Genomic DNA, 26,081 nt, shown 5'->3' on the forward strand with positions numbered 1-26,081 from the left:
TAGCCATGTCACGATGGATGCTGCGACGACGCCAGTAACTGTGGAGCCACCGCAAACGAAGCGATGGTTCGCGGTTACCCCTGCGATCGAATTTGCCGTTCTGGCGCTGGCGATCGCCGTCGCCGGTGGCACCTGGGCCGTATTGTCCGGCCAGGATCAGACCGACCAGTTGCTTACCCCGCCGCTCGTGGCGCTGCTGCTGATCGCCAATCTGGCGACCTTCGGGTCGTTGATCGTGTTGATCGGCAGGCGCGTGGCGAAGCGTCGTGCGTCAGCGACGCTCGGCGGAGGCGCACTCCATGTCCGTCTGGTCGCCATCTTCTCGCTGCTCGCCGCCGTGCCGACGGTGCTACTGGCGGTCATCGCCTCGCTGCTATTCCAGTATGGCGCCGAATTCTGGTTCTCCAGCCGCACCCAGGGGATGCTCGAAAACACCCAGAAGCTGGCGCAGGAATCCTATGCGCAGCTGCTGAGTTATGTCGAGAACGAGAATGTCGCGATGGCGAATGACGTCTATCGCATGATCAACGAGGAGCGCTGGGCGACCGACAGCCAGGAGTTCAAGTCGACATTCGGGTTGGACGTGTTCCAGCGCAGCCTCGCCAATTCCATACTGTTCTCCGTCAGTCCCAAGGGTGAGATCATCACCCATGCTGTCGTCAAGAATTCGGATCGCAGCCCGGCGCTCGATATCCAGCGCAGCGACATTCAGGCAGTACTGAGCGGGAAGCAGAGTGTTACCGGCACCAATGCGCAGCGGACCTATTCGCTCACTCGGGTGCTCGGGACCGATTACCTGCTGTTTTCGACCCGGGAGATCGGCGCTGCCCAGATGGCTGGACGGCTTGAACGGGTGCGTGCCGTCTATACCGATTACGAAGCGTTGCTGACGCGCACCCGGGCGCTGCAGCTTCAGTTCAACATCGCGCTGCTGATCATATCGCTCATCGTGATTTGCATCGTCGTCGTGATCGCGCTGCGTGTCGCAGACCGGCTGGTCCGCCCGATCACCGAACTGGTCGGCGCCGCGCGCGGTGTCGCCGAGGGCGATCTGGGTGTGCGCGTGCCGGAGCCCAAGATGCAGGACGAGGTCGGCGTTCTGGCCGGCGCCTTCAACCGGATGACCGAGCGCCTGCAGGGTCAGACCAACGCGCTGGTCGCCGCCAATGCCGAGTCCGAGAGCCGACGTGCGCTGATCGAAGCGGTGATGACCGGCGTCAGCGCCGGCGTGCTTTCGATCGACGGCGCGCGACATATCCGGCTGATCAACACCTCGGCCATGGCCATGCTGCGCCAGGATGCCGGTGCTGTCGGCAAGCCGCTGGGCGCCATTGCGCCCGAGCTCGACGCGCTTCTGGACGGCAGCGACCGCGAGGCGGTGGTGCAGGTATCGCCGGGCGTCGATCCGCGCACGTTGGCGGTGAAGATCACCCGCGACGACGATGGCCAGGTGCTGACGTTCGACGACATTACCCAGCAATTGCTCGACCAGCGCCGCGCCGCCTGGTCCGACGTCGCCCGGCGTATCGCGCACGAGATCAAGAATCCGCTGACCCCGATCCAGCTGGCGGCGGAGCGGCTGCAGCGCCGCTATGGCAAGAAGATCGAGGCCGAGGACGGCACGTTCACCCGGCTGACCGAGACGATCGTCCGGCAGGTCGGCGACCTGCGGCGCATCGTCGACGAATTCTCGTCCTTCGCGCGCATGCCCAAGCCGATCTTCCGCCCGGAGTCGCTGATCGACATCGCCCGCCAGGCGATGTTCCTGCACGAGGTCGCGCATCCCGCGATCCGGTTCGAGATGGACGTGCCCGACGGCCTGCCCAACCTCGTCTCCGATCGCCGCCAGATCGGCCAGGCGCTCACCAACATCGTCAAGAACGCGGTCGAGGCGATCGAGGGACGCGGCGAGGGGGCGGCGCTGCCTCAGGGCGAGATCGTTCTGCGGATCAACGACAATGACGGGCATCGCCTGGTCCTGACGGTGACCGACAACGGCATCGGCCTGCCGGTCGAGCGCGACCGCATCTTCGAACCCTATATGACGACGCGCAGCCGCGGCACCGGCCTGGGCCTGGCGATCGTCAAGAAGATCATCGAAGAGCATTTCGGCACCATCGCCTTCACCGACCGCGAGGGCGGCGGAACGGTGGTGACCATCTGCTTCGACACCGACCTGCTCGCCACCATGGCGGGCAGCGACACCGAACCCGCCGACGGGGCCGATATACGGCCCGCGGCGCTTACCCGTGGGAACGCGAAGTCATGAGCCTGGATATTCTGGTCGTCGACGATGAGCGCGACATCCGCGAACTGGTGGCAGGGGTGCTGGAGGACGAGGGCTACGACTCGCGCGGTGCCGCCGACAGCGACCAGGCGCTCGAGGCGATCGCCGAGCGCCGCCCCAGCCTGGTCCTGCTGGACGTGTGGCTGCAGGGATCGCGGCTCGACGGGCTCGAACTGCTCGACGAGATCAAGCGGCGCGACCCGTCGGTCCCGGTGCTGGTCATCTCCGGTCACGGCAATCTCGACACCGCGGTCGCCGCGATCCGTCGCGGTGCGGCCGACTTCATCGAAAAGCCGTTCGAGGCCGAGCGGCTGCTGCTGATGGTCGAGCGCGCGACCGAGACCGAGCGGCTGCGCCGTGAAGTCGCCTCGCTGCGCGCCTCGGCCGGGCGCGGCACCGACCTGACCGGCGTCTCGGGCGCGATCAATTCGGTTCGCGCCACGCTGAAGCGGGTCGCGCCGATGGGCAGCCGGGTGCTGATCACCGGCGGCGCCGGCGTCGGCAAGGAAGTGGCCGCGCGGCTGCTCCATGGCTGGAGCCAGCGGGCCAATGCGCCGTTCATCATCGTCAGCGCCGCCCGGATGACGCCCGAGCGGGTCGAGGAGGAATTGTTCGGCGTCGAGGAAAATGGCGATCTCGTTCGTCCCGGCCTGCTCGAACAGGCGCATGGCGGCACGCTGTTCCTCGACGAGATCGCTGACATGCCGATCGCGACCCAGGCACGGATCCTGCGCGTGCTGACCGACCAGAGCTTCAGCCGGGTCGGCGGCACCCGGATCGTCAAGGTCGATGTTCGCGTCGTCTCCGCCACCTCGCGCGACCTGACGACCGAGATCGCGGAGGGACGCTTTCGCGAGGACCTCTATTACCGGTTGAACGTGGTGCCGGTCGCGCTGCCCCATCTGACCGACCGTCGCGAGGACATCCCGGTGCTGGTCGAGTATTTCGTTGCCCATTACGCCAATGAGCGCCGCGTGCCGACGCCCGAGATCGCACCCGATGCGATGGTCGCGCTGCAAAGCTATGAATGGCCGGGAAATGTCCGCCAGCTGCGCAATGTCGTCGAGCGCACCGTGATCCTCGCGCCGGGCGACCGGATCGGACGGATCGACCTCGATCTCCTCCCTCCCGAGGTGCTGGGCAAGCCGGAAACGGACAGCGGCATGGGCACCAACGCGATCATGGGCGCGCCGCTGAAGGAAGCGCGCGAATCCTTCGAGCGCGAATATCTGCGCATCCAGATCCGCCGCTTCTCGGGCAACATCTCGCGCACCGCCAGCTTCATCGGGATGGAGCGATCGGCATTGCACCGGAAGCTCAAGCTGCTCGGCATCACAGAAACGCGCGAGGAGTGACCGCAAGCCGGCGGGGCACAGGCTCGCTATACGGTCGTATAACAAGCCTGCATCGCGTCGGGTTCAGGGGGTGGCGAGCTTCATCATCGCGATGCCCGCGACGATCAGCAGCGCCGCCGCGATGCGCATCGCGCTCGCGCTTTCGCCCAGCATCACGATCCCGACGATGAAGGCGCCGACCGCGCCGATGCCGGTCCAGACCATATAGGATGTGCCGAGCGGCAGCTGCTTCATCGCCCAGCCGAGCAGGCCGAAGCTGACGAACATGAAGGCGAAGGTGGCGACGGTGGGGATCGGACGGCTGAACCCGTCCGACATCTTCATGAAGTACGCCCACACCACTTCGAACAGACCGGCGACGAACAATGCGATCCAGGCCATCCAGCCCTCCTCTTGAAAGGGCCGGGCCGTCCCGGACTTCTGCCCGCAGGATCGCGGGGGAGGGCGTGGCCTCGCATCCGCGATCTAGGCAATACGGCGCGGCGGTTCAAGCAAGCAGAGGTGGACGCAGACTGCCGGACATCCTAGATTGAGGCCGCGCGCCAGCGGTGGCGCGATCCGACGCCGGGAAACGGCGCCCAGCGGGACAGATCCCGCCAAGAACATTGGAGCCTTTCGATGGCCGAAAAACAGACTTCGCTGCAGGACCTGTTCCTGAACTCGCTGCGCCGTTCCAAGACGCCCGTCACCATGTTCCTGGTCAAGGGCGTGAAGCTCCAGGGCATCGTGACCTGGTTCGACAATTTCTCGGTCCTGCTGCGCCGCGACGGCCAGTCCCAGCTGATCTACAAGCATGCGATCTCGACGATCATGCCCTCGGGGGCGGTCGATCTTGAGGCGCTGCTCGACCAGCTCGGCGAGTATCAGGCGAAGAACCCGGTGCTGCAGGAAATCTTCCTCAACGCGGTGCGCAAGCAGCAGGAAAACGTCACCATGTTCCTGGTCAACGGCGTGATGCTGCAGGGCCAGATCGCCGCGTTCGACCTGTTCTGCATGCTGCTCCAGCGCGAGGGCATGGCCCAGCTGGTCTACAAGCATGCCGTGTCGACCATCCAGCCGGCACATCCCCTGAACCTCGCCGAGGAACAGAATGGCGAGGACTGAGTAGGTCCCCGATGAGCACCGGTTTCGAACGTGACGCCAGCGAGTTCACTCGCGGCGCAAAGGCTGTCGTCGTCTATCCCGAGATCGGGGTCAGCTCGCGCGATGCCGAGGCGCGCCTGGAGGAGACCGCCGGCCTCGCCGTCGCGATCGGCGTCGAGGTGGTCGAGAAAACCTCGTTCCGCCTGCGCCAGCCCAAGGCGGGGACGCTGATCGGCTCGGGCCAGGTCGAGGCGCTGGCGGTAACCGTGCGCGACCGCGAGCTCCAGCTGGCGGTGTTCGACGCGTCGCTCACCCCGATCCAGCAGCGCAACCTGGAAACCGCGCTGGGCTGCAAGGTCATCGACCGCACCGGCCTGATCCTCGAGATCTTCGGCGAGCGCGCCCGCACCGCCGAGGGGCGCCTGCAGGTCGAGCTCGCCCATCTCGATTACCAGGCGGGCCGGCTGGTGCGCAGCTGGACCCACCTCGAACGCCAGCGCGGCGGTTTCGGCTTCCTTGGCGGCCCGGGCGAGACGCAGATCGAGGCCGATCGGCGGCTGATCCGCGATCGCATGGCGCGGCTGAAGAAGGAGCTGGAACAGGTCAGCCGCACCCGCAGCCTGCACCGCGACCGCCGCCAGCGTGCACCCTGGCCGGTGATCGCGCTGGTCGGCTACACCAATGCCGGCAAGTCGACGCTGTTCAACCGCATGACCGGGGCCGACGTCATGGCGGAGAATCTGCTGTTCGCCACGCTGGACCCGACGCTGCGCCAGATCCAGCTGCCCGGCATCGACAAGGCGATCCTGTCCGACACGGTCGGGTTCGTCTCCGAATTGCCGACGCAGCTGGTCGCGGCGTTCAAGGCGACACTGGAGGAAGTGGTGTCGGCCGACCTGCTGATCCATGTCCGCGACATTGCCCATCCTGACACCGACGCCCAGCGCGCCGATGTCGAGAAGGTCCTGGAGGAGATCGGCGTCGACGAGACCACCCCCCGGTTCGAGGCGTGGAACAAGATCGACCTGCTCGAAGGCGAGGCGCTGGAGGACGCGCAGGTCGATGCCGGTCGCCGTGACGATGTCGTCGCGATCTCGGCCTGGACCGGGCAGGGGGTCGACGCGCTGATCACCGCCGTCGCCGCCAAGCTGACCCACGGCCATCGCCGCTTCCGCATCGAGCTGGACCCGGCGGATGGGGCAGGGGCCGCATGGCTGCACCAGCATGGCGAGGTGATCGACCAGTCGATCGAGGGCGACAAGGCGATCTACGAGGTCCGCATGGCCCCGCGCGATCACGAGCGGTTTCTGCAGCGCGGCTGAACCTCCCCTCCCGCTTGCGGGAGGGGCTGGGGGAGGGCGTGTCCTCCCCACCCAGGTGAGTGACGGGTAACAGGCCCTCCCCCGACCCCTCCCGCAAGCGGGAGGGGAGAAGTCTCACTCCTCCGCCTTAACCCGCTGCCACAGCGCTTCTTGCGCGTCGAGGTCGAGCGTCGCGAACGCCTCGCCCGCTATCGCCTCCATCGCCCGGAAGCGCCGCTCGAACTTGGCGTTCCCCGCCCGCAGCGCGGCCTCGGGATCATAGCCCAGCTTGCGCGCCCAGTTGACCACCGCGAACAGCAGGTCGCCAATCTCCTCCTCGCGCGTGTCGTCGCCAGCGGCTTCGACCTCGGCCAGTTCCTCCTCGACCTTGGCGCGGGCGTCTCCGGGGTCGTGCCAGTCGAAGCCGGTGCGCGCGGCGCGCTTCTGCAGCTTCTCGGCGCGCAGCAGGGCGGGGAGGCCCAGCGCCACGCCGTCCATCGCGCTGCTGGCCCCCTTGCGGTCGCGCTCCTCGGCCTTGATCTGTTCCCACAGATGGTGGCCGCCCGCCTCGGCGCCCTGGAAGATGTGCGGATGGCGCCGCTCCATCTTGGCGCTGATCGCGTCGATCACGTCCTGCAAGCTGAAGTCGCCAGCCTCCTCGGCCATCCGGCTGTGGAACACCACCTGGAGCAGCAGGTCGCCAAGCTCGTCCTTCAACTCGGCCATGTCGCCGCGCTGGATCGCGTCGGCGACCTCATAGGCTTCCTCGATCGTATAGGGCGCGATCGTCGCGAAGGTCTGGACCGTATCCCATTCGCACCCGGTCTGCGGATCGCGCAGCCGCGCCATGATCTCGACGAGGCGCTGGATGGAGACATGGGTCATGCGGCGGGCCTTTCGAAACACGGGATGCGGGGCTGGTATCAGCAGCAGCGGCGCGAGGCCATCGCGTGTCGATCGGGGAGGGGGCGAGGGTGCTTGCCGCGCCCCGCCGCCTCTGCCACGCACGGGCCATGCAGTCGGTCACCTTTACGCCAACCCTCCAGGACCTGATCCAGGTCTATCGGCTCAACCTGATCACCAGCTGGAAGTCGTGGCGGGTGATACGAGCCTATCTGATCGGCGCCGCAGTCGTCGGGGGCGCGGCTGCGCTGGCGGCGTGGCAGCTGAAATTCGCCCCGGTGCCGCTCGCGGCGCTGGCGGGGATCGCCTATTGGCTGGCGGCGCTGACAGGTATCTTCATCTCGGCCTATCTGCAGATGCCGCGCCGGGTGCGGCGGATCTTCGACCAGCAAAAGGCACTGCATGACGAGACGGTCATCGCATGGTCCGACAACGAGATCGTCGTAACCTCCGCGCGCGGTCACGCGCGGTTCGAGTGGCGGGACTTCACCTCGATCGTCGCGGGTCGCCATGCGATCCTGTTCCGCCAGAGCGACGCGATCTTCAATTTCCTGCCGACGCTCGTGCTGACCCGCGACCAGATCGATGAAATCCTGACCTTTGGCGGCGCGGCGGGTCAGCGGATCATCGACGGCTGAGCCCCGGACTTGCCCGATCAGATGCCCTTCGATTGGCGTGCGGAACCCGCGTCGCGCGGGCCGGGATGGGCGCAAGGTGGTGCTTTTCGCGACCGCATGGGCAGGGAAGCAATGGTCGGCGCCACCTGCAGACTGCTGCGCGCGACAATCGCCTATGACGAGAAGGGCCAGCGGCAGGGCGTATTCGCCGCGGGCGAAGCGTTTGAGGTCCGGGCGCTCTCGTCCGCTGGGCCAGCGCTGATCTACTTCGAGGGCGTCGACAGCCTGGGTGGCTGGTGCATGAGCGCCGTGCCTCCGGAAGATGTTGCGCTTATCCGATCAGGACCTGGCGAACCGCCCGATCTCGGCCAGAGTTGACACATAACTCTACATATGTCGTAATATCGCGATGATCCGCAAGCGTCAGCCTTCGAAACAGATGCTCACGCTGCTCGGCGCCATGGCGGAAGACCCGCTGGCCTGGGTTCATGGCTTTGACCTCATGAAGCGGACGGGCCTTTCGTCCGGCACGCTGTATCCGCTCCTCATCCGGATGACCGGGCAGGGGCTCGTCGAGGCCGAATGGCACGACCCCGTTCAACCGGGCCGTCCCGCACGCCATGCCTATCGTTTGACCGCCGCCGGCATCGCGCTTGCCGCTTCGGCTGCTCCGAGCGGCGCCCCATCGGGACTGTCGCTCGCGTGAGCACCGATGTGCCGCATCTGATCATGGCGCTGGCGGAGCGATGCATGCCGAATGCCCGGCTCGAATGGGGGCGGGCGATGCGCGCCGAGCACGAGCAGGCGGTACTGGACGGCAGGTCCATGAGCTTCGCGATGGGCTGCCTGGTCACAGCGATGCTGGAGATGCCGCGCCATCGCGCAGGACGGTTCGCCATCGCGATGCACGCGCTCCCGCTTGGCATGATCGTGCCGATTGCGGTGTTTCATCTGGGATGCGCGGTGTCGGGCGTCAGGCTGATACTGTCCAGCCACGATCCCTATTCCGCGAACCTTGCGGCGGGCGGTGTCGCTGGGCGCGCGGCTTCCGAGGCATATCTTGCCGCGGCGCCAGCATTGACGGTGCTGCTGCTTCTCCTCGGGCTCGCGCATCTGCGCATTGCTTGGGTGATGCTCGACGGCCAGTGGCGACGGGCAGGGGTGCTGTGGATGCTGGCGGCGGGTCTGGCCGCCGCGATCGTCGCGATCATCACCGCTATCGACTCCGGCATGCGCGGCAGCGCGATCCAGGTCGCCGCGCTGGCGATCGAGCTTGTGGCCATCCCAGTACTGGCGACGTGGCAAAGAGCCATTTCCACCGATCTCATGGAGGTTCGATGAAGACCCTGGTAGTGCTCGTCGCGGTTGGCGGCATCGGCCAATCGGTGCCGACCATGGAGGCCGCGCGTCTGATCGCCGGCTCGACCTGCTACGAGATCACCGCAGGCGGTACGGTGATCGGCACGACGAAGCAGACGATCACGGCAGCCCAGGACGACGGCAAGTCCACCTGGGACATCGTCGTGCATCAGAAGGTCGGCAACGGCGCCTTCGACATGCGCGATCATTTCGTCGTCGATCGCGAGACGCTGTTGCCGATACGCATGGACAGCCAGCGCGGCCAGGCCGGGACCGAAAAGGGCTGGCACCGGATCAGCGTGACCTATGACCGCGATCGCATCCGCGGCAGCCGACGGACTGCGGCAGGTACGGTTCCGATCGACGTTCCGCTAACCGGTCCGACCTGGGACGGAAATCTGTGGGGCCTGACCTTCGCCGCGCTGCCGCTGAAGGAAGGCGGACACTATGATGTTCCGTTCTGGCAATATGACAATGGGTTCGGCACCTTCACCGTGCGCGTCGTCGGCAGCGAGGCGGTCGATACGCCGATCGGCAAGGTCGCGGCCTGGATCGTCGAGGCCGGTCCCGATCCAGCGAAACTGGCGCGCTATCGGATTGCGAAGTCGCCACGACAGGAACTTGGCTATAGCGCGGGCGTCCACGTGCAGCGCCTGGGTGGCAGCTGCAACTGAATCCCGGTGCTTGCAGACGCGGTCAGGGAGCGAAGGGAAGCCAGTTTCGCGGCGACCCGATGGCATCGGTCTCGGCCCTGCCGCGCTAACGCGTCAGAACGATAATATACATTATGTTAAATCTGGATAGGGATTGGCGGGGTCAGCGGTCGGTTTCGTCCGCACCGGACTTCGACCGTTTCCTGGCGCCATGCGCAGCAGCGCCGGTCTTCACCGGCTCCAGCACCAGTGTGTCGCCCTCGACGCGCCAGGATTTGAGCCGCGACAGGAAGTTCATGCCCAGCACGTCGAACTCGCCGAAGTTCGGTGCGACCACGACGTCAAGGTTGCGGGTCAGCAGCGGTCCGATCTGGACCCGGTCGGCGCGGCCGCTTTGGGCCTGGATCGATCCGTTGGCGGTTTCCAGCACCACCGGCATGCGTCCGGGTTCGATCGCGGATTCGGCCGCGGTCTTTACCGAGATCGCCGTGATCGTCGCGCCGCTGTCGATCAGCATGCGGCGCTCGATGCCGTTGATCCTGACCTTTGCCCAGAAATGGCCGTCGCGGCTCATCGGGATGCGGACCGTGTCGCCCTCCACGACCTGCTTCTCCACGCCGATCCCGTCGGAGACGCGCGACAGGAATGCCGCAATCTCGCGCTGGTGGGTGAAGGCAATGAAGCCGATCAGTCCGATCGCCGCCCAGGTCAGCAGCCCCTGGACCAGGCCGCGAAGGCTGAACCCGCCCGACACCAGGCGCGCGGCGAACAGCAGCACGAGCACCGCGACGATCAGGACAAGTAGCTGATTATCCATGGCAATGCCCTAGCCTGCCGCGGCTGAACAAAAGCCGAACGGCGGGGTCAAGCCCTGCCCGCGCCACCCGCATCGATCCTGAGCACGATGTCGGAGCGCGGCCGATCGTCGCGCGGGCCGGCGTCATCGTCGGCCGGAACGCTATCCGCCGGCACGATGCCGATCGCCCGACCGATCGCATGGCGATTGTCGGCGATCAGGAACACGATGATGAAGATTCCGACCCAGATCAGGCCGAGGCGCAGCATCTTGCCCAATTGAAACCGCTGGCCCCAGAAGGCGCTGCTGACCAGCACCAGCGCGGCGAGCAGATAGACCAGCCGCATCGTATCGAACTCGGTCACAGCACAATCTCCAGCCCGTCGTGGCCGGGCTCGACGCCCGGCGGCAGTTCGGCGGCCAGCGTCGCATAGTCGAGCGAATTGTCCATATGGACCAGAACGGCGCGGCGCGGCCCGAGTTCGCCGATCCATCCCAGCGTCGCCCCGACATGCGGATGCGTGGGGTGCGGCGCATGGCGCAGCGCGTCGACCACCCACAGGTCGAGATCGCGGTAGATGCCGCGCATCTCGTTCGTCATGACATTGAAATCGGTCGCATAACCGATTGAAGTACCGTGACTTTCGAACCGGAGCCCGGCTGAGGTGATCCCGCCATGCGGCTGATCCGCGACCCGCACTGTGATATCGCCGATCGTCAGCGCGTCGGGCAGCTCGGCGCCGTCTACGGTCGCCTCATATCCGCCGCGGCCGAAAAAGGCATAGGCGAAGCGGGTGCGAAGCTGGTCGAGCGTGAACGGCCGGGCAAAGCCGGGGATCGCCCTGCCCGTGTGATGCGCGACCTGACGCAGATCATCCATGCCGTGGAAGTGATCGGCATGGTCGTGGGTCCAGATCACCGCGTCGAGATCGATCGTGTCGGCGGCGAGCAACTGCTCGCGCATGTCCGGGCTGGTGTCGACGAGGATGCGGGTCGTGTCGGTCGAGATCAGGATAGACGCGCGGCTGCGACGATTGCGCGGATCGGCGGGATCGCAGGCGCCCCAGTCATTGCCGATGCGCGGGACGCCGGACGAGGTGCCCGAGCCGAGGATGCGGAGTTTCATATGAGCGCAACCTTCGAGAGGACAGGCCCTCCCCTAGCCCCTCCCGCAAGCGGGAGGGGGACTGGGTGCGCTTGGGTCATCCGCGGGTCTTGTTGAAGAGCGTGTGGAAGTTCTGGCGGGTAACCTCCGCCAGATCTTCGGCTTTTTCGCCGCGCAGTTCGGCAAGGAAGCGGCAGGTGTCGGCGACGAAGGCAGGTTCGCCGGTCTTGCCGCGATGCGGGACGGGCGCGAGGAACGGGGCGTCGGTTTCGATCAGCAGCCGGTCGAGCGGCAGCCGCGCCGCGGTGTCCTGCAGGTCCTTGGCGTTCTTGAACGTCACGATGCCCGAGATCGAGATATAGAGGCCGAGGTCCAGCGCGATGTCGGCAAAGGCGGCGCTCGCGGTGAAACAATGGATGACGCCGGGAAAGGCCCCCTTCCCCATCTCCTCACGCAGAATCGCCGCCGTGTCGTCCTCGGCATCGCGGGTGTGGATCACGATCGGCAGCTGCAGCGCGCGCGAGGCGGCGATATGCGAGCGAAAGCTGGCGCGCTGGCGGTCGCGGTCCGAATGGTCGTAATAATAGTCGAGCCCCGTCTCGCCGATACCGACGACGCGCGGATGCCGCGCGCGATCGACCAGCTTGGCGGTGTCGACATCGGGATGCTGGTCCGCCTCGTGCGGGTGGATGCCAACCGTAGCCCAGACATCCGCCTCGCGCTCGGCGACCGCCAGCACATCGTCCCACTCGCTCTCGCGGGTGGCGATGTTCAGCATCGCCTCGACACCGGATGCACGGGCGCGGGCCAGCACCTCGGGCTGCGCCTCGGCCAGGCCCTTGTAGTTCAGGTGACAGTGACTGTCCGCGAGCCTCACTTTTCCTCCGCCGTGCCGAGTTCCAGACGAGGGAAGATGGGGCTTGGCGCGGTGATGTTGAAGGTGCCGGTCGCCGGATCATGGCCCAGCTGCGCGATCAGCTTCGCCGACGATCCCGGAACGACCGGCTGGATCGTCAGCGCCAGCCGGTGAATCGCCTTCAACAGCGTCGAGAGTACGGCATGCATCCGCTCGGCATCGGTCTTGCGCAGCGCCCAGGGTGCCTGGACGTCGATATACTGGTTACAGGCGAACACGCCGGTCATCCAGCTTTCGATCCCCTGGCTCAGCGCCAGATCCTCGAACGCCTTGCCGAAACCGGCACAGGCGGCATCGACCTCGGCCAGCAGCGCGTCGTCCGCCGGCTCTGAGCGGCCGGCCTCGACCTTGCCGTCCAGGTTCTTGGCGATGAAGGCACAGACGCGCTGGCCGAGATTGCCGAAGCTGTTCGACAGGTCGGCATTGGCGCGGGTGACGATCGCCTCGTCGCTGAACGTGCCGTCATTGCCGAAGCTGACGTCACGCAGCAGGAAATAGCGCAGCGCATCGACGCCGTAGAGCCGCGCCAGCTCCATCGGATCGACGACATTGCCGACCGACTTCGACATTTTTTCCCCGCGGTTCAGCAGGAAGCCGTGGCCGAACACCTGTTTCGGCAGCGCGAGCTTCGCCGACATCAGGAAGGCGGGCCAATAGACTGCGTGGAAGCGGACGATGTCCTTGCCGATCAGGTGCAGGTCCGCCGGCCACCATTTCTCCATCGCGGCGGCATCGTTCGGATAGCCCGCGCCGGTCAGGTAGTTGGTCAGGGCATCGACCCAGACATACATGACATGGCCGGGCGATCCCGGGACGGGCACGCCCCAGTCGAAACTGGTGCGGCTGACCGACAGGTCGACCAGCCCGCCCTCGACGAAGCGCATGATCTCGTTGCGGCGCGAGTCCGGGCGGATGAAGTCTGGCTGGGCCGCATAGAGGTCGAGCAAGGGCTGCTGATATCTGGAAAGGCGGAAGAACCAGGTCTCCTCGGCGGTCCACTCGACCGGCGTGCCCTGGGGCGACAGTTTCTGGCCGCCCTCGCCCTCGACCAGTTCCTTCTCCTCGTAGAACGCCTCGTCGCGGACCGAATACCAGCCCTCGTAGCGATCCAGATACAGGTCGCCGGCATCCGCCATCGCCTGCCAGATCGTCTGGCTCGCGGCGTGATGATCGGGTTCGGACGTACGGATGAACCGATCATAGGAAATGTCGAGAGCATCGGCCATCTCATGGAAATAGCTCGACATTTCATCCGCAAGCTCACGCGCGGTCATGTCGCGGTCGCGCGCGGTCTTGACCATTTTCAGGCCATGCTCGTCGGTGCCGGTCTGGAAGCGGACCTCGCGGCCCTGGTCCCGCTGGAACCGGGCGATCGCGTCGGCGGCGATCATCTCATAGGCATGGCCGATATGCGGCCGGCCATTGGGATAGTGGATCGCGGTGGTGATGTAATAGGGTCGGGACATGCGCGCGCTGTAGGGGAAGTCGGGGGCACGAGTCACCCCTCTGCCCCCAGCAAAATCAGGGTCGGCCCAGCCGCGCGATCAGCCCGCCCATCTCGAACACGGTTCCGCTTGCGTCCAGCGACAGGCCCTGCGCAGCCCCGGCCAGATTGCGGGCGGCGGCATAGGCATCGAGAGCGACGCGCAGCGGCTCCCCCGACAACATCCGTGCGCGTTCGGCGATGAAGCTGGGTGCGCGTTCCAGGAACGCTTCGTAGCGCGGCTGAGCTGCCTTGAGCCCGAGCAGCCGGGACAGCCGGGACCGAACCGCGTTCGACGGGTCGCCCGTGGTGGCAATCAGGGTCATGTCCGCCTCGAGCGCGGCAAGATCGAGGCCGGCAAAGCCCAGCGCGCGGCCGGGGGACCCTTCCCCTGCCCGCACCAGCGCGTCGATCTCGCTTGCGGTCGCATCGGGCAGTTCGGCGCGCAGGATCGGCGCGACCTCGGCCGCGGTCAGCGGATCGAAGCGCAACAGCCGGCAGCGCGAGCGGATGGTCGGCAGCAGGCGTCCCGGCGAATGGCTGACCAGCAGGAAGATCGTGCCCTGGGGCGGCTCCTCCAGCACCTTGAGCAGCGCGTTGGCGGCGCCCGGGCGTTCGACCTCGTCGATCGAATCGATCACCACCACGCGGCGCTCCGAAAAGCTCGGCTTGGTCGCGAAGCTGGCGATCAGCTGGCGGACCTGGGCGATCGGGATCGACCGCGCCAGCCCCTGGTCGGGCTTGTCGGCATCCTTGGGCAGCCGGCGCATCTCGCGATAATCGGGATGCGCGCCCGATGCGAACAATTGCGCGGTCTGGCTGGTGTCGGGGATATTCCAGCCGGGCGAGAGCCGATCCGGCTCGGCGCCTTCGGCCAGCATCCGCCGGGCCGCCATCCGCGCGAAGCTGGCCTTGCCGACGCCCTCGGGGCCGGCGAGCAGCCAGGCATGATGCAGCGCGCCCGACGCCATCGCGGCGGCCAGCGCGGCGCGCGCCGCTTCGTTGCCGATCGGATCGGTCATCATCGCCTCATCGACCGGACCCGGACGCCGTGACGGTGCCGGGTCCGCGGTGTCGCATCAAAGCCCGAACATGCCCCAGAAGCCCAGCCAGGCGCGGCGGAAGAAGCCCGCCTCGGCAACATCGGCCTCGGCCACCAGCGGCAGCGTCTGCGGACCGCCATCGGCGGTGGCGATCACCAGGTCGGCGACATGGTCGCCCGCCTTGATCGGCGCCTTGATCGGCCCGGTATAGACGATCTTGCCCTGCATCGCCGGGCTGGTGCCGCTGGGCACGGTGATCGCCAGATCCTTCGGCGCCACCAAGCCCACCAGGGCCGACCCGCCGCCCTGGACTTCCGCATCGCCGACCTTGCGACCCTTCGCGACCACCTTGTGCGGGGTCCAGGCGCGGAAGCCCCAGTTCATGAACTTCACCGATTCGGATGCACGGCCGTTATAGGAGTCGAGCCCGGCAACGACCATGACGAGGCGGCGGCCATTCTGTTCGGCCGAGCCGGTGAAGCCATAGCCGGCCTCTTCGGTATGACCGGTCTTCAGGCCGTCCGCGCCCGCGACCACGCCCAGCAACGGATCGCGATTGTCCTGCTTGATGACCTGTCCGGTGCTCAGCGTGCGGGTATAGTTATGCTGGCTGTAGAACTGCTTGTAGAGCTGCGGATGGTCCTGGATCGTCGCCTGCGCCAGCTTGGCCAGGTCGCGCGCGGTCACGAAGGTGCGACCTTCGTCGGGCCAGCCGTTGGAATTGCCGAAATGGCTGTTGGTCAGGCCCAGCTTCTTGGCCTGCTGGTTCATCAGCTCGGCAAAGGCGGGCTCGGTACCCGAAATCCCCTCCGCCAGCACCACGCAGGCATCGTTCCCCGACAGGGTGACGATGCCGTACAGCAGTTCCTGAACGCTCACCTGCTCGCCGGTTTCCAGGAACATCGTGGATCCCGCCTGCGGGCCATGCCATTTGCGCCAGGTCTCGGGCGCGACGGCGAACTTCTGGTCGAGCTTCAGCTTGCCCTGCTTGATCAGGTCGAAGGCGACATAGACGGTCATCATCTTGGCCATCGATGCCGGCGGAATGCGGCGATCGGCATCCTTGGCGAACAGGGTCGCGCCCGATGACAGGTCGACCATATAGGCAATGGGCGCCGGCGTGTCGAAGACCGGCCCGGCCGCCTGGAGCGGCATGGCCAGCGAAACGGCAATCAGGGACGCAGCGGCGAAATACTTCTTCATGGAGGTCTCGAATCCAACGCAGTCGGGGGTTTCGACGACCTTCCTAGGCGGTGATCACCGCCGGGTGAAGACCCGTGCGTCGCCGAAACCGGCCTGAGCGGCGCGCGCACGGCCGCGGCCCGCCTCGGCTGCGGTGGCGAACGGCCCCAGCTGGACGCGGTTCAGCCCGCCGCCCGGCGTCACGAACCCGCCCAGCCGACGCGCCAGCGCCTGTGCATTGGCGGCGTTCGAAAGCGCCGCGACCTGGACATAATAGCGCCCGCCGCGCGCCGCCGGAGCGGTGCTGCGCGCGGGTGCGGATGTGGGCGCCGTCCCGCGCGTGGATTGCTGGACATAGGCGCGCACCGGCTGACGTCCGGTCGTCGCGGGTGCCGGCGGAGCGGCGCGGGTTTCGTCGGCCAACTGGCGGCGCAGCGCGTTCAGCAGCACCGGCGGCGTATCGGGCCGCTCGCCCGCCGGCCTGCCCGCAAAGAGCGCGGCCTGGTCGCCCGCGGTCGGGGTCGAGCGGCGCACGCGCACCGCAACCGTGTCGCGCGTCGCGCCCAGCAGCCGGGCGGCGGCGGGCGACAGCTCGATCAAGGGGGCGGGCTGCGTTGCGGGCTGGCCCGACGTGCCGGTGACCAGCACCAGGATCGTCTTTCCGGTGTCGAGCGAGGTGACCTCGACAAAACTTCCCTCGGCCAGGGTCGGGCTGAGCGCAACCACCGCGCCGGCGGTCGCCTCGCCGCCCTCGACCGGGCGGATCGCCGCCTGTCCGACCCGGTCATAGCGGTCGCTGCCGCGCGAGGAAGCGGCGGGACCGGCGGCGCCCAGCGTCGGGTCGCGCCAGCCATCCTGCGCTGGTGCCGGTGCCGATGCTGGACGGGTGCCAGGCCGCGAATAGCTGGTCCCCGCGGCGTCCTGCCCCGGCTGAGCGCGGACCGGCTCGGCCCAGGGATCATAATCGTCGACCGGCGCCGAAGCCGCGATCGGCGCGAGCGAAGGCTCGCCGGACCCGGCAGCTGCGGGCTGCGGGGGCGGCGCGGATGCCGCGCGGGGACCATAACCATAGCCGCCGCCACAGGCGGACAGCATCAGACTGGCAGCAAGAATGCTAGCGTTCGACCTCATCGGCGAGCAGGCCTACCGACAAAGCGTAAAAATTTGAGCAATTATAATCGAGGATCACGCGATAATTTCCGGTGAGCAGATAGGCGGTCTTTCCCGGGCCATCGGGCTCGAGCAGCGTCGCCTGGATCCGCTCGTCCGGCCAGGACCGGCCGATCGGCACGATCCCCATCGCCCGCCATTCGGCCAGCGACTTCCACTGGCTGTGCCGCTCATGCACCCGCGGGCATCGCGGCGAGGTGACCTTACCGCCGATCGCCGCGCGGTTCAGGCCCGCCGGAACGCTGACCGCGAAGCCCCAGGGCTGGCCCGGGCGCCAGCCGGCATCGACGAAGTAGTTGGCGATAGAGGCGAGGGTGTCGGGCTCGCTGGTCCAGATATCGGCCATGCCGTCGCCATCGCCGTCGCGCGCGGTGCGCAGATAGACCGAGGGCAGGAATTGCGGCCCGCCAAACGCCCCTGCCCAGCTGCCGACCAGCTTCTCGCGGGGCACGCCGCGGTCGATCATCTTCAGCGTGGCGATGAATTCGCCCGCGAACAGGCTGCGCCGGCGCCCCTCATAGGCAAGGCTGGCCAGCGCGCGCGGCAGGTCGAAATTGCCCATCACCCGCCCGTAATTGGTCTCATGGCCCCAGATGGCGACCATGATCGATTCGGGCACGCCGGTCTCGCGCTCGATGCTGGCCAGGCGCGGGCGCTGCCGCTGATAGGCGGCACGGCCGCGCGTGATCCGCGATGCATCGACATGCTTCAACCGATAGGGCTCGAACGCCGGGATCCGGGCGTTGGGGCTGGTCTCGGGCTGTTGCCGGTCCAGTTCGACCACGCGCGCATTATAGGTCAGCGTCGGGATGACCATGTCGATCGCCCGCCGGCTGACCCCCGCCGCCGCCGCCTCGCGCGCCAGCTGGGGCAGATAGGCCTGGAACCCCGCCTCGCTCAGCGGCGCGCTCTGCTGCGCCTGGACGCAGGACGGCAGCGCCACCGTCGTCATTACCGCCAGGGTGACGGCCCCCAATCCACGCAACGCAACACCGAATTTGAGCATGTCGGGCATAGTGACACAGCGATTCCCGCGGATGAAGCCCCCGATGGATCGTTTCATCAACAATTCTGCCCGCTTGCGCTCACCCCCTCCCCCGCGCTAGCGCACGCGCCAACGGAAGAGTGGCCGAGTGGTTTAAGGCAGCGGTCTTGAAAACCGCCGTGGGTGCAAGCTCACCGTGGGTTCGAATCCCACCTCTTCCGCCAGCGCTGCCCTACCTACTAGGAAATTGAAAACCTATGAGCGGACCGCCGTCTGTCTTTATCTCTTACTCGTGGGACAGCGACGAGCATAAAGTATGGGTCCGGGAATTAGGCGAGCGCTTGGTGCTAAATGGCGTCCAGGTGAAGCTTGATCAGTGGGACTTGGTGCCGGGTGATAGTCTCACGCACTTCATGGAAAGCCAAATTGACGCCTGCGATTTCGTCCTAGTTGTCTGCACACCCAGTTATGCCAGGAAATCGATCTCCCGATCTGGGGGCGTTGGTTACGAGCAGCAAATTATATCGGGAAGCCTTGCGAGCGGCGTCGAACGCAGGAAATTTATTCCGCTCGTTCGAGACGGCGAAATGAGGGCTGGCCCGGAATTTGCCATCCCACCTCATTTTCAAGGCATTCTTGCGATAGACATTCGAGGGCCAAATGGTCTGGATAGTCAGCTTGAGAGTTTGCTTCGTGCGATCTTCAAAGTGCCTGCCGCCGCTGCGCCCGCTCTCGGGCGCCCCCCAGCTTTTGTTCAGGAGGCACAAACTGGGAGCGTCTCCGACAAGCCTGACAAGCCTGCGCGACTGTCTATGATCGAATTTGACGGCTGGCAATTGATCAGCGGTGTTGCGATGAACGAGCAATACCCGAATACATTCTCTATTCCGACAGCTGAACAGCGTGCAAAAGTAGTGCCGTCAGATTTCGTGAAACTTAGCTTTGAAGTGGGTGCATACGACCCAGAGGAAGAAGATGCTGTAACGACGCTTGGCGAGAGGATGTGGGTTGAGGTCAAGGGCGCCTACGGTCCCTACTTGTGGGGCACACTCTCAAACCTACCAACGTTTGACGGGGCAGAAATCGGACTCGAATTTGGGTCTGAAATTGTGTTCTTGCCTGAACACATAATCGACATTGCCAGTGCGGAACAGCAAGCGCGAGACGAAGCTGACATGTTAGTGCGGAAGAAAGCCGCGAAGGATCCCGAATAATTAGTTAGGGCTGCAGAAATCGCGTACATCCTGTCTCTACAGACCTTAGCGTGGACGCACACGAATGAGTTCTGGAGCAGGCTATAACCGCACCTATGACTATGCCAGCGATTGGTCACGGTAACATAAATCAAGGCGGGATCTCGGATGTTGGCGCTGAACTTGACCGATTGGCTTTCAAGGAAGTCTATTGAGGCTTGAGCCGCACTGCGAGAGGAGCACGCGCTCTCACACGCCCGCCGGCAACCCCATCAGCATCTCGTCCAGCATCCGCTCATGCCGCGTCTCCGCCTCGGCGATCGCGGCGCAGCGGGCTTTCCACGCCAGTCGCCGACCCGGCGTATCGGGCTCGACCCGCATCCGCAGGATCTGACGATACGCAGGCGCTTGGTGGTGGCGCAGCAGCGGCACGATGCGGCCTGCGCCGTCGTCGGTGATACGGTCCGCGGGCAGCCGCTCGAGCAGGCGGACGCCGGCCGTGGTCATAGCGTCCACCGCGGCGCGGGCGTCGGGGCTGTCGCTGCCATCGTCGGCGCCGAAGGGCAGGATCGGTTCGGCATCGAGCGACTGGCCGTCGAACAGCCAGCCTTCCTCCCACACCGCGCCGATCCGCGTCAGCAGGGTGATCCGCGCCCAGAAGCTGCGCCAGGGTTCCTCGGCCTCGGCTTCGCAGTGCGCTTTGGTCCAGCTCCCCCCGGCGAGGCGGAAGATGCCCGACCGGAGGCTCCACAGGTGCCAGCTTCCGACCGCGCCGGCCAGCGCGCTGTCTTGCTCTCCGGCCTGGACGAGCCCGCCGCGATAGGCATGGATCGGCACGCCGTGCGTCGCGTCGGTCGCCACCAGTCCGTACAGGTCGATCAGCATCCGCAGCGCCAGCGGGTCGCCCGTCTCGCGCACCCGGCGCAGCACCGGCGTTTCCCCCGCCAGCCCGGTGACCAGCGCGACCGGCAGGAAGATCGCATCGGCATCGCGGTCCAGCCCGGGAAGGTCATAGACCGGGCGCAGCTTCGTCCAGCCCGCGCTGCGCGCCACCAGCCCGGCCGCGATCAGCTCGTCGATCGCCTTTCGCGCGCGCGGCTTGCCGATTCCGAGATGCGTCTCGCACGCCTTGGCCGACCAGCGGGTGCGGGCATGGCCGCTGCCGGTGCCCGCCAGCAGCACCAGCCATACCAGCGCGAGCGTCATCCGGTTGCCCGTCTCCGCCTGCCACACCCGTTCCCACAAATCGCGGCCGAGGACGAAGAAACATCCTCCCGTCCCGGCCCTTCTCCCGCCGCCACTTCCCTTCCCCTCGCCCATCGCACCGTTCCGCATTCGCCCGGACCCGGCCAGTCGACCCCATCAAGGCGGTCAAGGTCCTCAAGGCGACCAAGGAGATAGAAGAGGGAATCCAGTTTCCGTTGCGGAGCGCACAGTCGTGCGGGGAATGACGATGGGTGCGATGGATTTGCGGACGAGCGTTGCGGTGGGAATTGCGCGCCTCGTTGCGAAGCATGCCCCCGCCCGACGCGATCCGTCACCCCGGCCGGAGTGCCGGGGGGGCTACCCGTCCTCCATCCCACAGCCCGGAGGTGAGCCACCACAGCCGGGGCACGATCGCGTCTCGGCGGGCACCTCGTGTCCGCGATGCGCCGCACGGTGGACCGCGGCATTGCCGCCGGGGTGACGGGGCGGACGGCACAACCGCCACGATACGCTAACCGCCGCCGACCGCCGAACACCGGAGACGGGACAAGGACGGGACACCAACGGGACGGTCCCGGGACATCCGCGGACGCGCGAGTCCCCGCCCCGGACTGTGCGCCTCGCTTGAACCCACAACGCGATGCGCTACGGGCCAGCCGTGCTGGTGGTTCAGACGATCCGCAGACTGGGCGGCGACGTCAGCCAGACCGCATCGGCGGGCACGACGCTGCGGCTGGGCATCGCGCGGCCAGGGTGCCCGACGATCCGAATTGATCCAGCCGGATCGCCCGGGCACAGCGACCATTTGCCAAACATCCGCGGCACCTATATGGCTGGTATCGCGGGCAATACTGTAGTCGGCGTTAACCAAAAATTAACCACAGCAATCGATATCAGGCGCCGTCTGACGTGGTTCTCGCGAATCGCGTCGGCAACTATCTGGTCACAGCGATAACGTCTGGGCCGCTCGCAAACGGTTGGGTCGCAATGTCGTATATCAATAGTGAGGAACTGCTCGCGCAGGCCGCGCAGCTGCGTTCAATGGCGTCCGGCGATGCCGCCGCCGATCTGAAACTCGCACTGACGGAAATGGCGGATCGCTACGAGCGACGCGGGAGGGCTGCCCGCCAGGCGGGTAGCTGAACGCCGCGGATTCCCGGGCGATTTCGGCGTGATCAGACCGGTTGGCCGTTTATCTTGAACCGGCAGGCGGATGCGCTACGGGAAGCCGTGCTTCGCTCGCTCCCGCCCCTGCCCAGCTGGTCCGCCGCGCTGATCGCCGCCGTGATCGGGTTCGGCGGCACGGTGGCGCTGGTGGTGCAGGCGATCCGCACGCTTGGCGGCGACGTCACCCAGACCGCGTCGGCGGTCACGGCGCTGTGCCTGGGCATCGCGCTGGCCGGGGCGCTGCTGTCGTGGCGGTTGCGCATGCCGGTGGTGCTGGCCTGGTCGACGCCCGGCGCGGCGCTGCTCGCGGCGAGCGCGCCGGGGATGGCGTGGCCGGTCGCGGTCGGCGCATTCGCCGTGGCAGGCGCGCTGACGGTGGTGCTGGGCCTGCTGCCCGCGCTGGGACGCCTGGCCGAGCGGATTCCGGCATCGGTGGTCTCGGCGATGCTGGCCGGGGTGCTGCTGCCCTTCTGCCTCGGGCTGTTCCGGGCCGCGGGGGTCGATCCGCTGCTGGTCGCGGCGATCGTAGCGGTGTTCCTGATCGCGCGGCTCAGGGCGCCGCTCTATGCGCTGCTGCTCGTGCTGGTCACCGGGATCGTCCTGACGCTGGTGCGCGGCGACATGGCCGCGCTGCCGCACGGGCCGCTGTTCGGCACGCTTTCGCCCGTCATGCCCGCGCTCGACCTGCGCGCGATGATCAGCCTCGCGCTGCCGCTGTTCCTGGTCACCCTGGTCTCGCAGAACCTGCCGGGGCTCGTCGTCCTGCGCAGCGCCGGATATGCGCCGCGACCGGCGCCGCTGCTGATCGGCACCGGGATCGCCAGCGTCGCGGTGGCGCCCTTTGGCGGCCATGCGGTCAACCTGGCGGCGATCACCGCGGCGATCTGTACCAGCCAGGATGCGCATCCCGATGCCCGGCGGCGCTGGACGGTGGGGCTGATCTATGCCGGCTTCTATCTCGTGCTGGCGGCGTTCGCGCCCGCGCTGGTTCGGTTGTTCCTCGCGCTGCCGCCGGCGGCGATCGCGGCGCTGACCGGTGCGGCGCTGATCCCGGCGTTGATCGGATCGATCGAGACGATGCTGGGCGTGCCCGAAGAGCGCGACGCGGCGATCGTCACCTTCCTGGCGGCGGGATCGGGCCTGGCGCTCTGGGGGCTCGGCTCGGCTTTTTGGGGGCTGGTCGCGGGTTTCTTCGCACTGGGCACGAAGGCGGTACTGCGCCGGCGCTGACCGGTCAGTGCACCGCCGCCTCGATCGCGTCGAGCAGACAGTCGGGATCGATCGGCTTGGTCAGGAACGCCAGCGCGCCGCCGGCCAGCGCCTGATCGCGCGCGGCTTCGGTCGGGAAGGCGGTCATCAGGATCAGCGGGTTCGGCCAGCCGCGGCGCAGCATCTCAGCCTGCAGCTCGAGCCCGTTCATGCCGGGCATGTGCAGATCGGTGACGATGCAGGCCAGACCCGCCTGATCGCCGCAGTCCAGCAGGTCCTCGGCACTGGAAAAAGCGCGCGTGGTCATGCCGACCGATCGCATCAGGCTGTCGAGGCTGCCGCGCACGCCGGCGTCATCGTCGACGATGGCGATGACTGAAGATGAAGACACTGGCGATACTCCTGGATACGCGGCACGGGTCGTGGAAGGGGACGGGAACGGCATCACGCCGATGGGGCGAAGCGGTGGATGGTCGCGTCGCGCACGCCCAGCGCCTCCGCCATGCGCACCAGATCGGCCAGCGACTGCGCCTCCATCTTGCGCATCACATTGCCGCGGTGGATCTTCACGGTGATCTCCGACAGGTCGAGCCGGGCCGCGACCTGCTTGTTCATCAGGCCGGTGACGACCAGGCTCATCACCTCGCGCTCCCTGGGGGTCAGCCGATCGTGATGCTCGCGCAGCTTCGCCACGCCGGCGCCTTCCGCGCGGCGGACGCGATCCGCCTCGATCGCCCGGTCGACCGCCTCGAGCATCTGATCGTCGCTGAACGGCTTGGGCAGGAAGTCGAGCGCACCGGCGCGCATCCCGCGCACGGTCATCGGGATGTCGCCATGCCCGGTCATCAGCACGACCGGGATCGCCATGCCCAGCTCGACAAGCCGTTCCTGGAAATCCAGGCCATTCTCCCCCGGCAACCGCACGTCGAGCACCAGGCAGGCCGGGCCCGCAGGCACGCCGGCGGCGACGAAGGCATCGGTGCTGTCGAACAGGGCAACCTGCATCCCGGTCGAGCGGAACAGGCTGCCCAGCGATCCGCGCACCTCCGCATCGTCATCGACGATGCACACGGTTGCTGCGACTGAGCGGTCGGAGGTCATGCGGCTTCTCCCTGGGGCAGGCGGTCGAGGATCGGCAGACGGAAGCGGAAGGTCGCGCCGCCCTCGGGATTGTTGATCGCGGTCAGGCTGCCGCCATGCTGCTCGACGATAGAGCGGCAGATCGACAGGCCCATGCCCATCCCGTCGCTCTTGGTGGTGAAGAACGGGCGGAACAGGCGCTCCGGCTCGCCGGCGATGCCCGTGCCGCAATCGCGCACCTCGATCGTGACCAGCGGCCCGTCCGCCGCGGCGCGGACGCTCAGCGCGCGCCGTTCGGCATCGACCTCGCCCATCGCCTGCACCGCATTGAGCAACAGGTTCATCAGCACCTGCTGCACCTGGATCCGGTCGCCCGCGACCGCAGGCAGCGCCGCCGGAATGTCGAGGGTCAGCGCGACGCGGTTCGCGCCGATCTCGCGGTCGAGCAGGGCGACGGTCTCGTCGACGATCGCGGCAAGATCGATCTCGCCATGCCGCGGGTCGGCCTTGCGCGACATGCGGCGGACGCGGTCGATCACGTCGGCGGCGCGCAGCCCGTTCGACACGATATGGCCGAGGCAATCGGAGACTTCGGCCGCGCCCGGCGCCTCCTGCTTCAGCCAGCGCTGGCCCGACTTGGCATAGGTGACGATCGCCGACAGCGGCTGGTTGACCTCATGCGCGATCGATGCCGCCAGCTGGCCCAGCGTCGTCATCCGCGCGACATGGGTCAGCTCCGCCTGCGCCTCGACCAGCCGCGCCTGGATGCGGTTGCGATCGGTCACGTCCAGCGCCATCACCAGTACCCGCGTCCAGGCATCGTCGCCGGGCGGCAAGGTGACGCGCAGCACCACGTCGAACGGTTCGCCATCGGCGCGCAGGAAGCGCGTCTCGCGCTCGACCAGCGTCTCTCCCGCCAGCAGCGCGGTCAGGATCTGCCTCAGCGTCGCGACGCCTTCCTCGGTATGATGCGCGACGGTCAGCGACCCGACCAGATCCTCGCGCGACGCCAGCCCGAACATCTGCGCCGCCGCGCGATTGGCGTCGCTGACGCGCGACTGATCCGCCACGATCCGGGCAAAGCCGTCGTCGAGCGGCAGTCCCTGGTCGATCAGGTCGAGGGCGATGCGCCAGTCGACTTCCATGATCGGAAAGCCGGCGGCGTTGAAGATCGAACGATAGCGCAGGTCCGAACGGCGGCGCGCCTCGGCGGCGCGGCGCTGTTCGGTCAGATCGGCGCTGGTCTCGATCACCCCGATCGCCCTGCCGGCAGCGTCGTGCCGCGCGAGCCAGCGGCTGGCCAGGACGATGCGTTCGCCGTTCTTGCGCACCCGGCTGATCTCGCCGGACCAGCCGCCGCCGGACGGCATGGTCGCGGCCGGGTCACCCTGCCCGTCCATCCGCGTCTGCAGCACCTCGCCGGACCGCCGGCCCAGCACCTCGTCCCGGCGCCAGCCATAGAGACGCTCGGCGCCCTCGTTCCAGTAGAGGATCCGGTCGTCGGCATCGCGGATGATGACGGTGTCATGGGTCAGTTCCAGCGTCCGCGCCTGTTCGGCCAGCGTGTCGCGCGCGGTCCGGTCGCGCACCGACAGGGCGGTGGTGATGCCGATCGCGGTCAGGCTGACCACCAGCCGCATCGCGGCGCCGTCCAGCGGCTCGTCCCAGTGGCTCAGCGCATAGCCGAGCAGCGCCAGCAGCGCGCAGGCCACCCCCGCGGCGACCACCGGATCGCGTCGATTGAGCCGGGCGACCAGGAGCACGACGGCGGTGTAGAGCACCGCGACCGCGCCCTGGAGCGGACTGATCACGTCGAGTGCGAAGATGCCGATCGCCATCAGTCCCGCCGCGGCGATTTCCCACCGCACCGGCCATCCCGTCCCGCTCATCGCCGCTCCCCGCCAGGGTCTGGCCCAGCTCGTCCAGACGGGCTCGACGCTGGAGGATTCGTCCCGATTCCGCAACCGCCGGAGCGGCGGCGGCATGTC

Annotated in this window: 27 protein-coding genes and 1 tRNA gene; 13 read left to right on the plus strand and 15 right to left on the minus strand. The window is 67.2% G+C overall.

Annotation, left to right across the window (positions count from 1 at the left end; all coding sequences use genetic code 11):
• The first annotated feature begins 13 nt into the window (after positions 1-13).
• Positions 14-2,269, plus strand: coding sequence for a sensor histidine kinase NtrY-like (locus TPR58_RS11385; RefSeq protein WP_428835711.1), 2,256 nt, complete (start codon positions 14-16; stop codon positions 2,267-2,269).
• Positions 2,266-3,642, plus strand: a complete 1,377-nt coding sequence (gene ntrX, locus TPR58_RS11390) for a nitrogen assimilation response regulator NtrX (RefSeq protein WP_346246788.1) — start codon at positions 2,266-2,268, stop codon at positions 3,640-3,642. Before TPR58_RS11385 ends, ntrX begins: the two co-directional genes overlap by 4 nt.
• A gap of 63 nt (positions 3,643-3,705) precedes the next feature.
• Here ntrX and TPR58_RS11395 read toward each other — a convergent pair whose 3' ends face one another.
• Positions 3,706-4,023 (minus strand): DMT family transporter, encoded by a 318-nt coding sequence (locus tag TPR58_RS11395; protein ID WP_346246789.1) that lies wholly within the window; start codon positions 4,021-4,023, stop codon positions 3,706-3,708.
• Positions 4,024-4,170: 147 nt separating this feature from the next.
• On the opposite strand from TPR58_RS11395, the gene hfq reads away from it, so the two are divergent.
• Together hfq and hflX are read left to right on the plus strand one after the other, a co-directional pair.
• A complete protein-coding gene (hfq, locus tag TPR58_RS11400; RefSeq protein WP_346246973.1) occupies positions 4,171-4,746 on the plus strand; it encodes an RNA chaperone Hfq in 576 nt (191 codons plus the stop codon).
• An 11-nt stretch (positions 4,747-4,757) separates the two neighbouring features.
• A complete protein-coding gene (gene hflX, locus TPR58_RS11405; RefSeq protein WP_346246790.1) occupies positions 4,758-6,047 on the plus strand; it encodes a GTPase HflX in 1,290 nt (429 codons plus the stop codon).
• Positions 6,048-6,161: 114 nt separating this feature from the next.
• On the opposite strand, the gene mazG is transcribed toward hflX, so the two are convergent.
• A complete protein-coding gene (mazG, locus tag TPR58_RS11410) occupies positions 6,162-6,911 on the minus strand; it encodes a nucleoside triphosphate pyrophosphohydrolase (protein ID WP_346246791.1) in 750 nt (249 codons plus the stop codon).
• A 128-nt stretch (positions 6,912-7,039) separates the two neighbouring features.
• Here mazG and TPR58_RS11415 point away from each other — a divergent pair, with 128 nt between their 5' ends.
• The 5 genes from TPR58_RS11415 (at position 7,040) to TPR58_RS11435 (ending at position 9,579) form a co-directional block, all read left to right on the plus strand.
• A complete protein-coding gene (locus TPR58_RS11415) occupies positions 7,040-7,567 on the plus strand; it encodes a YcxB family protein (protein WP_346246792.1) in 528 nt (175 codons plus the stop codon).
• A 111-nt stretch (positions 7,568-7,678) separates the two neighbouring features.
• Positions 7,679-7,924 (plus strand): hypothetical protein, encoded by a 246-nt coding sequence (locus tag TPR58_RS11420; RefSeq protein WP_346246793.1) that lies wholly within the window; start codon positions 7,679-7,681, stop codon positions 7,922-7,924.
• Between the two features lie 31 nt (positions 7,925-7,955).
• Positions 7,956-8,252, plus strand: a complete 297-nt coding sequence (locus TPR58_RS11425; protein ID WP_346246794.1) for a PadR family transcriptional regulator — start codon at positions 7,956-7,958, stop codon at positions 8,250-8,252.
• Positions 8,249-8,887: a hypothetical protein gene (locus TPR58_RS11430; RefSeq protein ID WP_346246795.1), complete on the plus strand. Its 639-nt coding sequence runs from the start codon at positions 8,249-8,251 to the stop codon at positions 8,885-8,887. Before TPR58_RS11425 ends, TPR58_RS11430 begins: the two co-directional genes overlap by 4 nt.
• Positions 8,884-9,579: a DUF3108 domain-containing protein gene (locus TPR58_RS11435; protein WP_346246796.1), complete on the plus strand. Its 696-nt coding sequence runs from the start codon at positions 8,884-8,886 to the stop codon at positions 9,577-9,579. Before TPR58_RS11430 ends, TPR58_RS11435 begins: the two co-directional genes overlap by 4 nt.
• Positions 9,580-9,721: 142 nt before the next feature.
• Here TPR58_RS11435 and TPR58_RS11440 read toward each other — a convergent pair whose 3' ends face one another.
• The 9 genes from TPR58_RS11440 to TPR58_RS11480 form a co-directional block, all read right to left on the minus strand.
• On the minus strand, positions 9,722-10,375 hold the full coding sequence (locus TPR58_RS11440; protein ID WP_346246797.1) for a retropepsin-like aspartic protease family protein: 654 nt from the start codon (positions 10,373-10,375) through the stop codon (positions 9,722-9,724).
• A 47-nt stretch (positions 10,376-10,422) separates the two neighbouring features.
• Positions 10,423-10,719 carry a hypothetical protein gene (locus TPR58_RS11445; protein ID WP_346246798.1) on the minus strand — a complete coding sequence of 99 codons (297 nt, stop codon included), beginning with the start codon at positions 10,717-10,719 and terminating at the stop codon, positions 10,423-10,425.
• Positions 10,716-11,480, minus strand: a complete 765-nt coding sequence (locus TPR58_RS11450; protein WP_346246799.1) for an MBL fold metallo-hydrolase — start codon at positions 11,478-11,480, stop codon at positions 10,716-10,718. Before TPR58_RS11450 ends, TPR58_RS11445 begins: the two co-directional genes overlap by 4 nt.
• A 76-nt stretch (positions 11,481-11,556) precedes the next feature.
• Positions 11,557-12,336, minus strand: coding sequence for a TatD family hydrolase (locus TPR58_RS11455; RefSeq protein WP_346246800.1), 780 nt, complete (start codon positions 12,334-12,336; stop codon positions 11,557-11,559).
• Positions 12,333-13,841 carry a methionine--tRNA ligase gene (gene metG, locus TPR58_RS11460; RefSeq protein WP_346246801.1) on the minus strand — a complete coding sequence of 503 codons (1,509 nt, stop codon included), beginning with the start codon at positions 13,839-13,841 and terminating at the stop codon, positions 12,333-12,335. Before metG ends, TPR58_RS11455 begins: the two co-directional genes overlap by 4 nt.
• Before the next feature lie 55 nt (positions 13,842-13,896).
• Entirely contained in the window at positions 13,897-14,880 is a 984-nt protein-coding gene (locus TPR58_RS11465) for an AAA family ATPase (protein WP_346246802.1), read from the minus strand.
• Between the two features lie 57 nt (positions 14,881-14,937).
• A complete protein-coding gene (locus tag TPR58_RS11470) occupies positions 14,938-16,104 on the minus strand; it encodes a D-alanyl-D-alanine carboxypeptidase family protein (RefSeq protein ID WP_346246804.1) in 1,167 nt (388 codons plus the stop codon).
• A 54-nt stretch (positions 16,105-16,158) separates the two neighbouring features.
• Positions 16,159-17,214, minus strand: a complete 1,056-nt coding sequence (locus TPR58_RS11475; RefSeq protein WP_346246805.1) for an SPOR domain-containing protein — start codon at positions 17,212-17,214, stop codon at positions 16,159-16,161.
• Positions 17,198-18,205 carry a lytic murein transglycosylase gene (locus tag TPR58_RS11480; RefSeq protein WP_346246974.1) on the minus strand — a complete coding sequence of 336 codons (1,008 nt, stop codon included), beginning with the start codon at positions 18,203-18,205 and terminating at the stop codon, positions 17,198-17,200. Before TPR58_RS11480 ends, TPR58_RS11475 begins: the two co-directional genes overlap by 17 nt.
• A 167-nt stretch (positions 18,206-18,372) precedes the next feature.
• On the opposite strand from TPR58_RS11480, the gene TPR58_RS11485 reads away from it, so the two are divergent.
• Positions 18,373-18,462: transfer RNA gene (locus TPR58_RS11485), tRNA-Ser, on the plus strand.
• A 33-nt stretch (positions 18,463-18,495) separates the two neighbouring features.
• The gene (locus TPR58_RS11490; RefSeq protein WP_346246807.1) at positions 18,496-19,452 is read left to right on the plus strand and encodes a toll/interleukin-1 receptor domain-containing protein; all 957 of its coding nucleotides are present in this window, start codon (positions 18,496-18,498) and stop codon (positions 19,450-19,452) included.
• A gap of 228 nt (positions 19,453-19,680) precedes the next feature.
• Here TPR58_RS11490 and TPR58_RS11495 read toward each other — a convergent pair whose 3' ends face one another.
• Positions 19,681-20,751: a hypothetical protein gene (locus TPR58_RS11495; protein WP_346246808.1), complete on the minus strand. Its 1,071-nt coding sequence runs from the start codon at positions 20,749-20,751 to the stop codon at positions 19,681-19,683.
• A gap of 795 nt (positions 20,752-21,546) precedes the next feature.
• Between TPR58_RS11495 and TPR58_RS11500 the strand changes: the two genes are divergently transcribed.
• Both TPR58_RS11500 and TPR58_RS11505 read left to right on the plus strand, forming a co-directional pair.
• Positions 21,547-21,780: a hypothetical protein gene (locus TPR58_RS11500; RefSeq protein WP_346246809.1), complete on the plus strand. Its 234-nt coding sequence runs from the start codon at positions 21,547-21,549 to the stop codon at positions 21,778-21,780.
• An 87-nt stretch (positions 21,781-21,867) separates the two neighbouring features.
• Entirely contained in the window at positions 21,868-23,034 is a 1,167-nt protein-coding gene (locus TPR58_RS11505) for a benzoate/H(+) symporter BenE family transporter (RefSeq protein ID WP_346246810.1), read from the plus strand.
• A 4-nt stretch (positions 23,035-23,038) separates the two neighbouring features.
• Here TPR58_RS11505 and TPR58_RS11510 read toward each other — a convergent pair whose 3' ends face one another.
• From TPR58_RS11510 to TPR58_RS11520, 3 genes are read right to left on the minus strand one after another with little or no spacing between them, the layout of a single operon-like run.
• Positions 23,039-23,404 carry a response regulator transcription factor gene (locus TPR58_RS11510; RefSeq protein ID WP_346246811.1) on the minus strand — a complete coding sequence of 122 codons (366 nt, stop codon included), beginning with the start codon at positions 23,402-23,404 and terminating at the stop codon, positions 23,039-23,041.
• Positions 23,405-23,457: 53 nt separating this feature from the next.
• Positions 23,458-24,114, minus strand: a complete 657-nt coding sequence (locus tag TPR58_RS11515; protein WP_346246812.1) for a response regulator transcription factor — start codon at positions 24,112-24,114, stop codon at positions 23,458-23,460.
• Complete coding sequence (locus TPR58_RS11520) at positions 24,111-25,982, minus strand: PAS domain-containing sensor histidine kinase (RefSeq protein ID WP_346246813.1); 1,872 nt, start codon at positions 25,980-25,982, stop codon at positions 24,111-24,113. Before TPR58_RS11520 ends, TPR58_RS11515 begins: the two co-directional genes overlap by 4 nt.
• Positions 25,983-26,081 lie beyond the last annotated feature (99 nt).

The organism is Sphingomonas rustica (genome assembly GCF_039652585.1).
In the GTDB taxonomy this organism is placed as follows: Bacteria; Pseudomonadota; Alphaproteobacteria; order Sphingomonadales; family Sphingomonadaceae; genus Sphingomonas; species Sphingomonas rustica.

What these genes read in the sequence shown, in the direction of transcription:
- TPR58_RS11385 (WP_428835711.1), top strand. Translation starts at nt 14, where the DNA reads ATGGATGCTGCGACGACGCCAGTAACTGTGGAGCCACCGCAAACGAAG.
- ntrX (WP_346246788.1), top strand. Translation starts at nt 2,266, where the DNA reads ATGAGCCTGGATATTCTGGTCGTCGACGATGAGCGCGACATCCGCGAA.
- TPR58_RS11395 (WP_346246789.1), bottom strand. Translation starts at nt 4,023, where the DNA reads ATGGCCTGGATCGCATTGTTCGTCGCCGGTCTGTTCGAAGTGGTGTGG.
- hflX (WP_346246790.1), top strand. Translation starts at nt 4,758, where the DNA reads ATGAGCACCGGTTTCGAACGTGACGCCAGCGAGTTCACTCGCGGCGCA.
- mazG (WP_346246791.1), bottom strand. Translation starts at nt 6,911, where the DNA reads ATGACCCATGTCTCCATCCAGCGCCTCGTCGAGATCATGGCGCGGCTG.
- TPR58_RS11415 (WP_346246792.1), top strand. Translation starts at nt 7,040, where the DNA reads ATGCAGTCGGTCACCTTTACGCCAACCCTCCAGGACCTGATCCAGGTC.
- TPR58_RS11420 (WP_346246793.1), top strand. Translation starts at nt 7,679, where the DNA reads ATGGTCGGCGCCACCTGCAGACTGCTGCGCGCGACAATCGCCTATGAC.
- TPR58_RS11425 (WP_346246794.1), top strand. Translation starts at nt 7,956, where the DNA reads ATGATCCGCAAGCGTCAGCCTTCGAAACAGATGCTCACGCTGCTCGGC.
- TPR58_RS11435 (WP_346246796.1), top strand. Translation starts at nt 8,884, where the DNA reads ATGAAGACCCTGGTAGTGCTCGTCGCGGTTGGCGGCATCGGCCAATCG.
- TPR58_RS11440 (WP_346246797.1), bottom strand. Translation starts at nt 10,375, where the DNA reads ATGGATAATCAGCTACTTGTCCTGATCGTCGCGGTGCTCGTGCTGCTG.
- TPR58_RS11450 (WP_346246799.1), bottom strand. Translation starts at nt 11,480, where the DNA reads ATGAAACTCCGCATCCTCGGCTCGGGCACCTCGTCCGGCGTCCCGCGC.
- metG (WP_346246801.1), bottom strand. Translation starts at nt 13,841, where the DNA reads ATGTCCCGACCCTATTACATCACCACCGCGATCCACTATCCCAATGGC.
- TPR58_RS11465 (WP_346246802.1), bottom strand. Translation starts at nt 14,880, where the DNA reads ATGACCGATCCGATCGGCAACGAAGCGGCGCGCGCCGCGCTGGCCGCC.
- TPR58_RS11470 (WP_346246804.1), bottom strand. Translation starts at nt 16,104, where the DNA reads ATGAAGAAGTATTTCGCCGCTGCGTCCCTGATTGCCGTTTCGCTGGCC.
- TPR58_RS11475 (WP_346246805.1), bottom strand. Translation starts at nt 17,214, where the DNA reads ATGAGGTCGAACGCTAGCATTCTTGCTGCCAGTCTGATGCTGTCCGCC.
- TPR58_RS11480 (WP_346246974.1), bottom strand. Translation starts at nt 18,205, where the DNA reads ATGACGACGGTGGCGCTGCCGTCCTGCGTCCAGGCGCAGCAGAGCGCG.
- TPR58_RS11490 (WP_346246807.1), top strand. Translation starts at nt 18,496, where the DNA reads ATGAGCGGACCGCCGTCTGTCTTTATCTCTTACTCGTGGGACAGCGAC.
- TPR58_RS11495 (WP_346246808.1), bottom strand. Translation starts at nt 20,751, where the DNA reads ATGGGCGAGGGGAAGGGAAGTGGCGGCGGGAGAAGGGCCGGGACGGGA.
- TPR58_RS11515 (WP_346246812.1), bottom strand. Translation starts at nt 24,114, where the DNA reads ATGACCTCCGACCGCTCAGTCGCAGCAACCGTGTGCATCGTCGATGAC.
- TPR58_RS11520 (WP_346246813.1), bottom strand. Translation starts at nt 25,982, where the DNA reads ATGAGCGGGACGGGATGGCCGGTGCGGTGGGAAATCGCCGCGGCGGGA.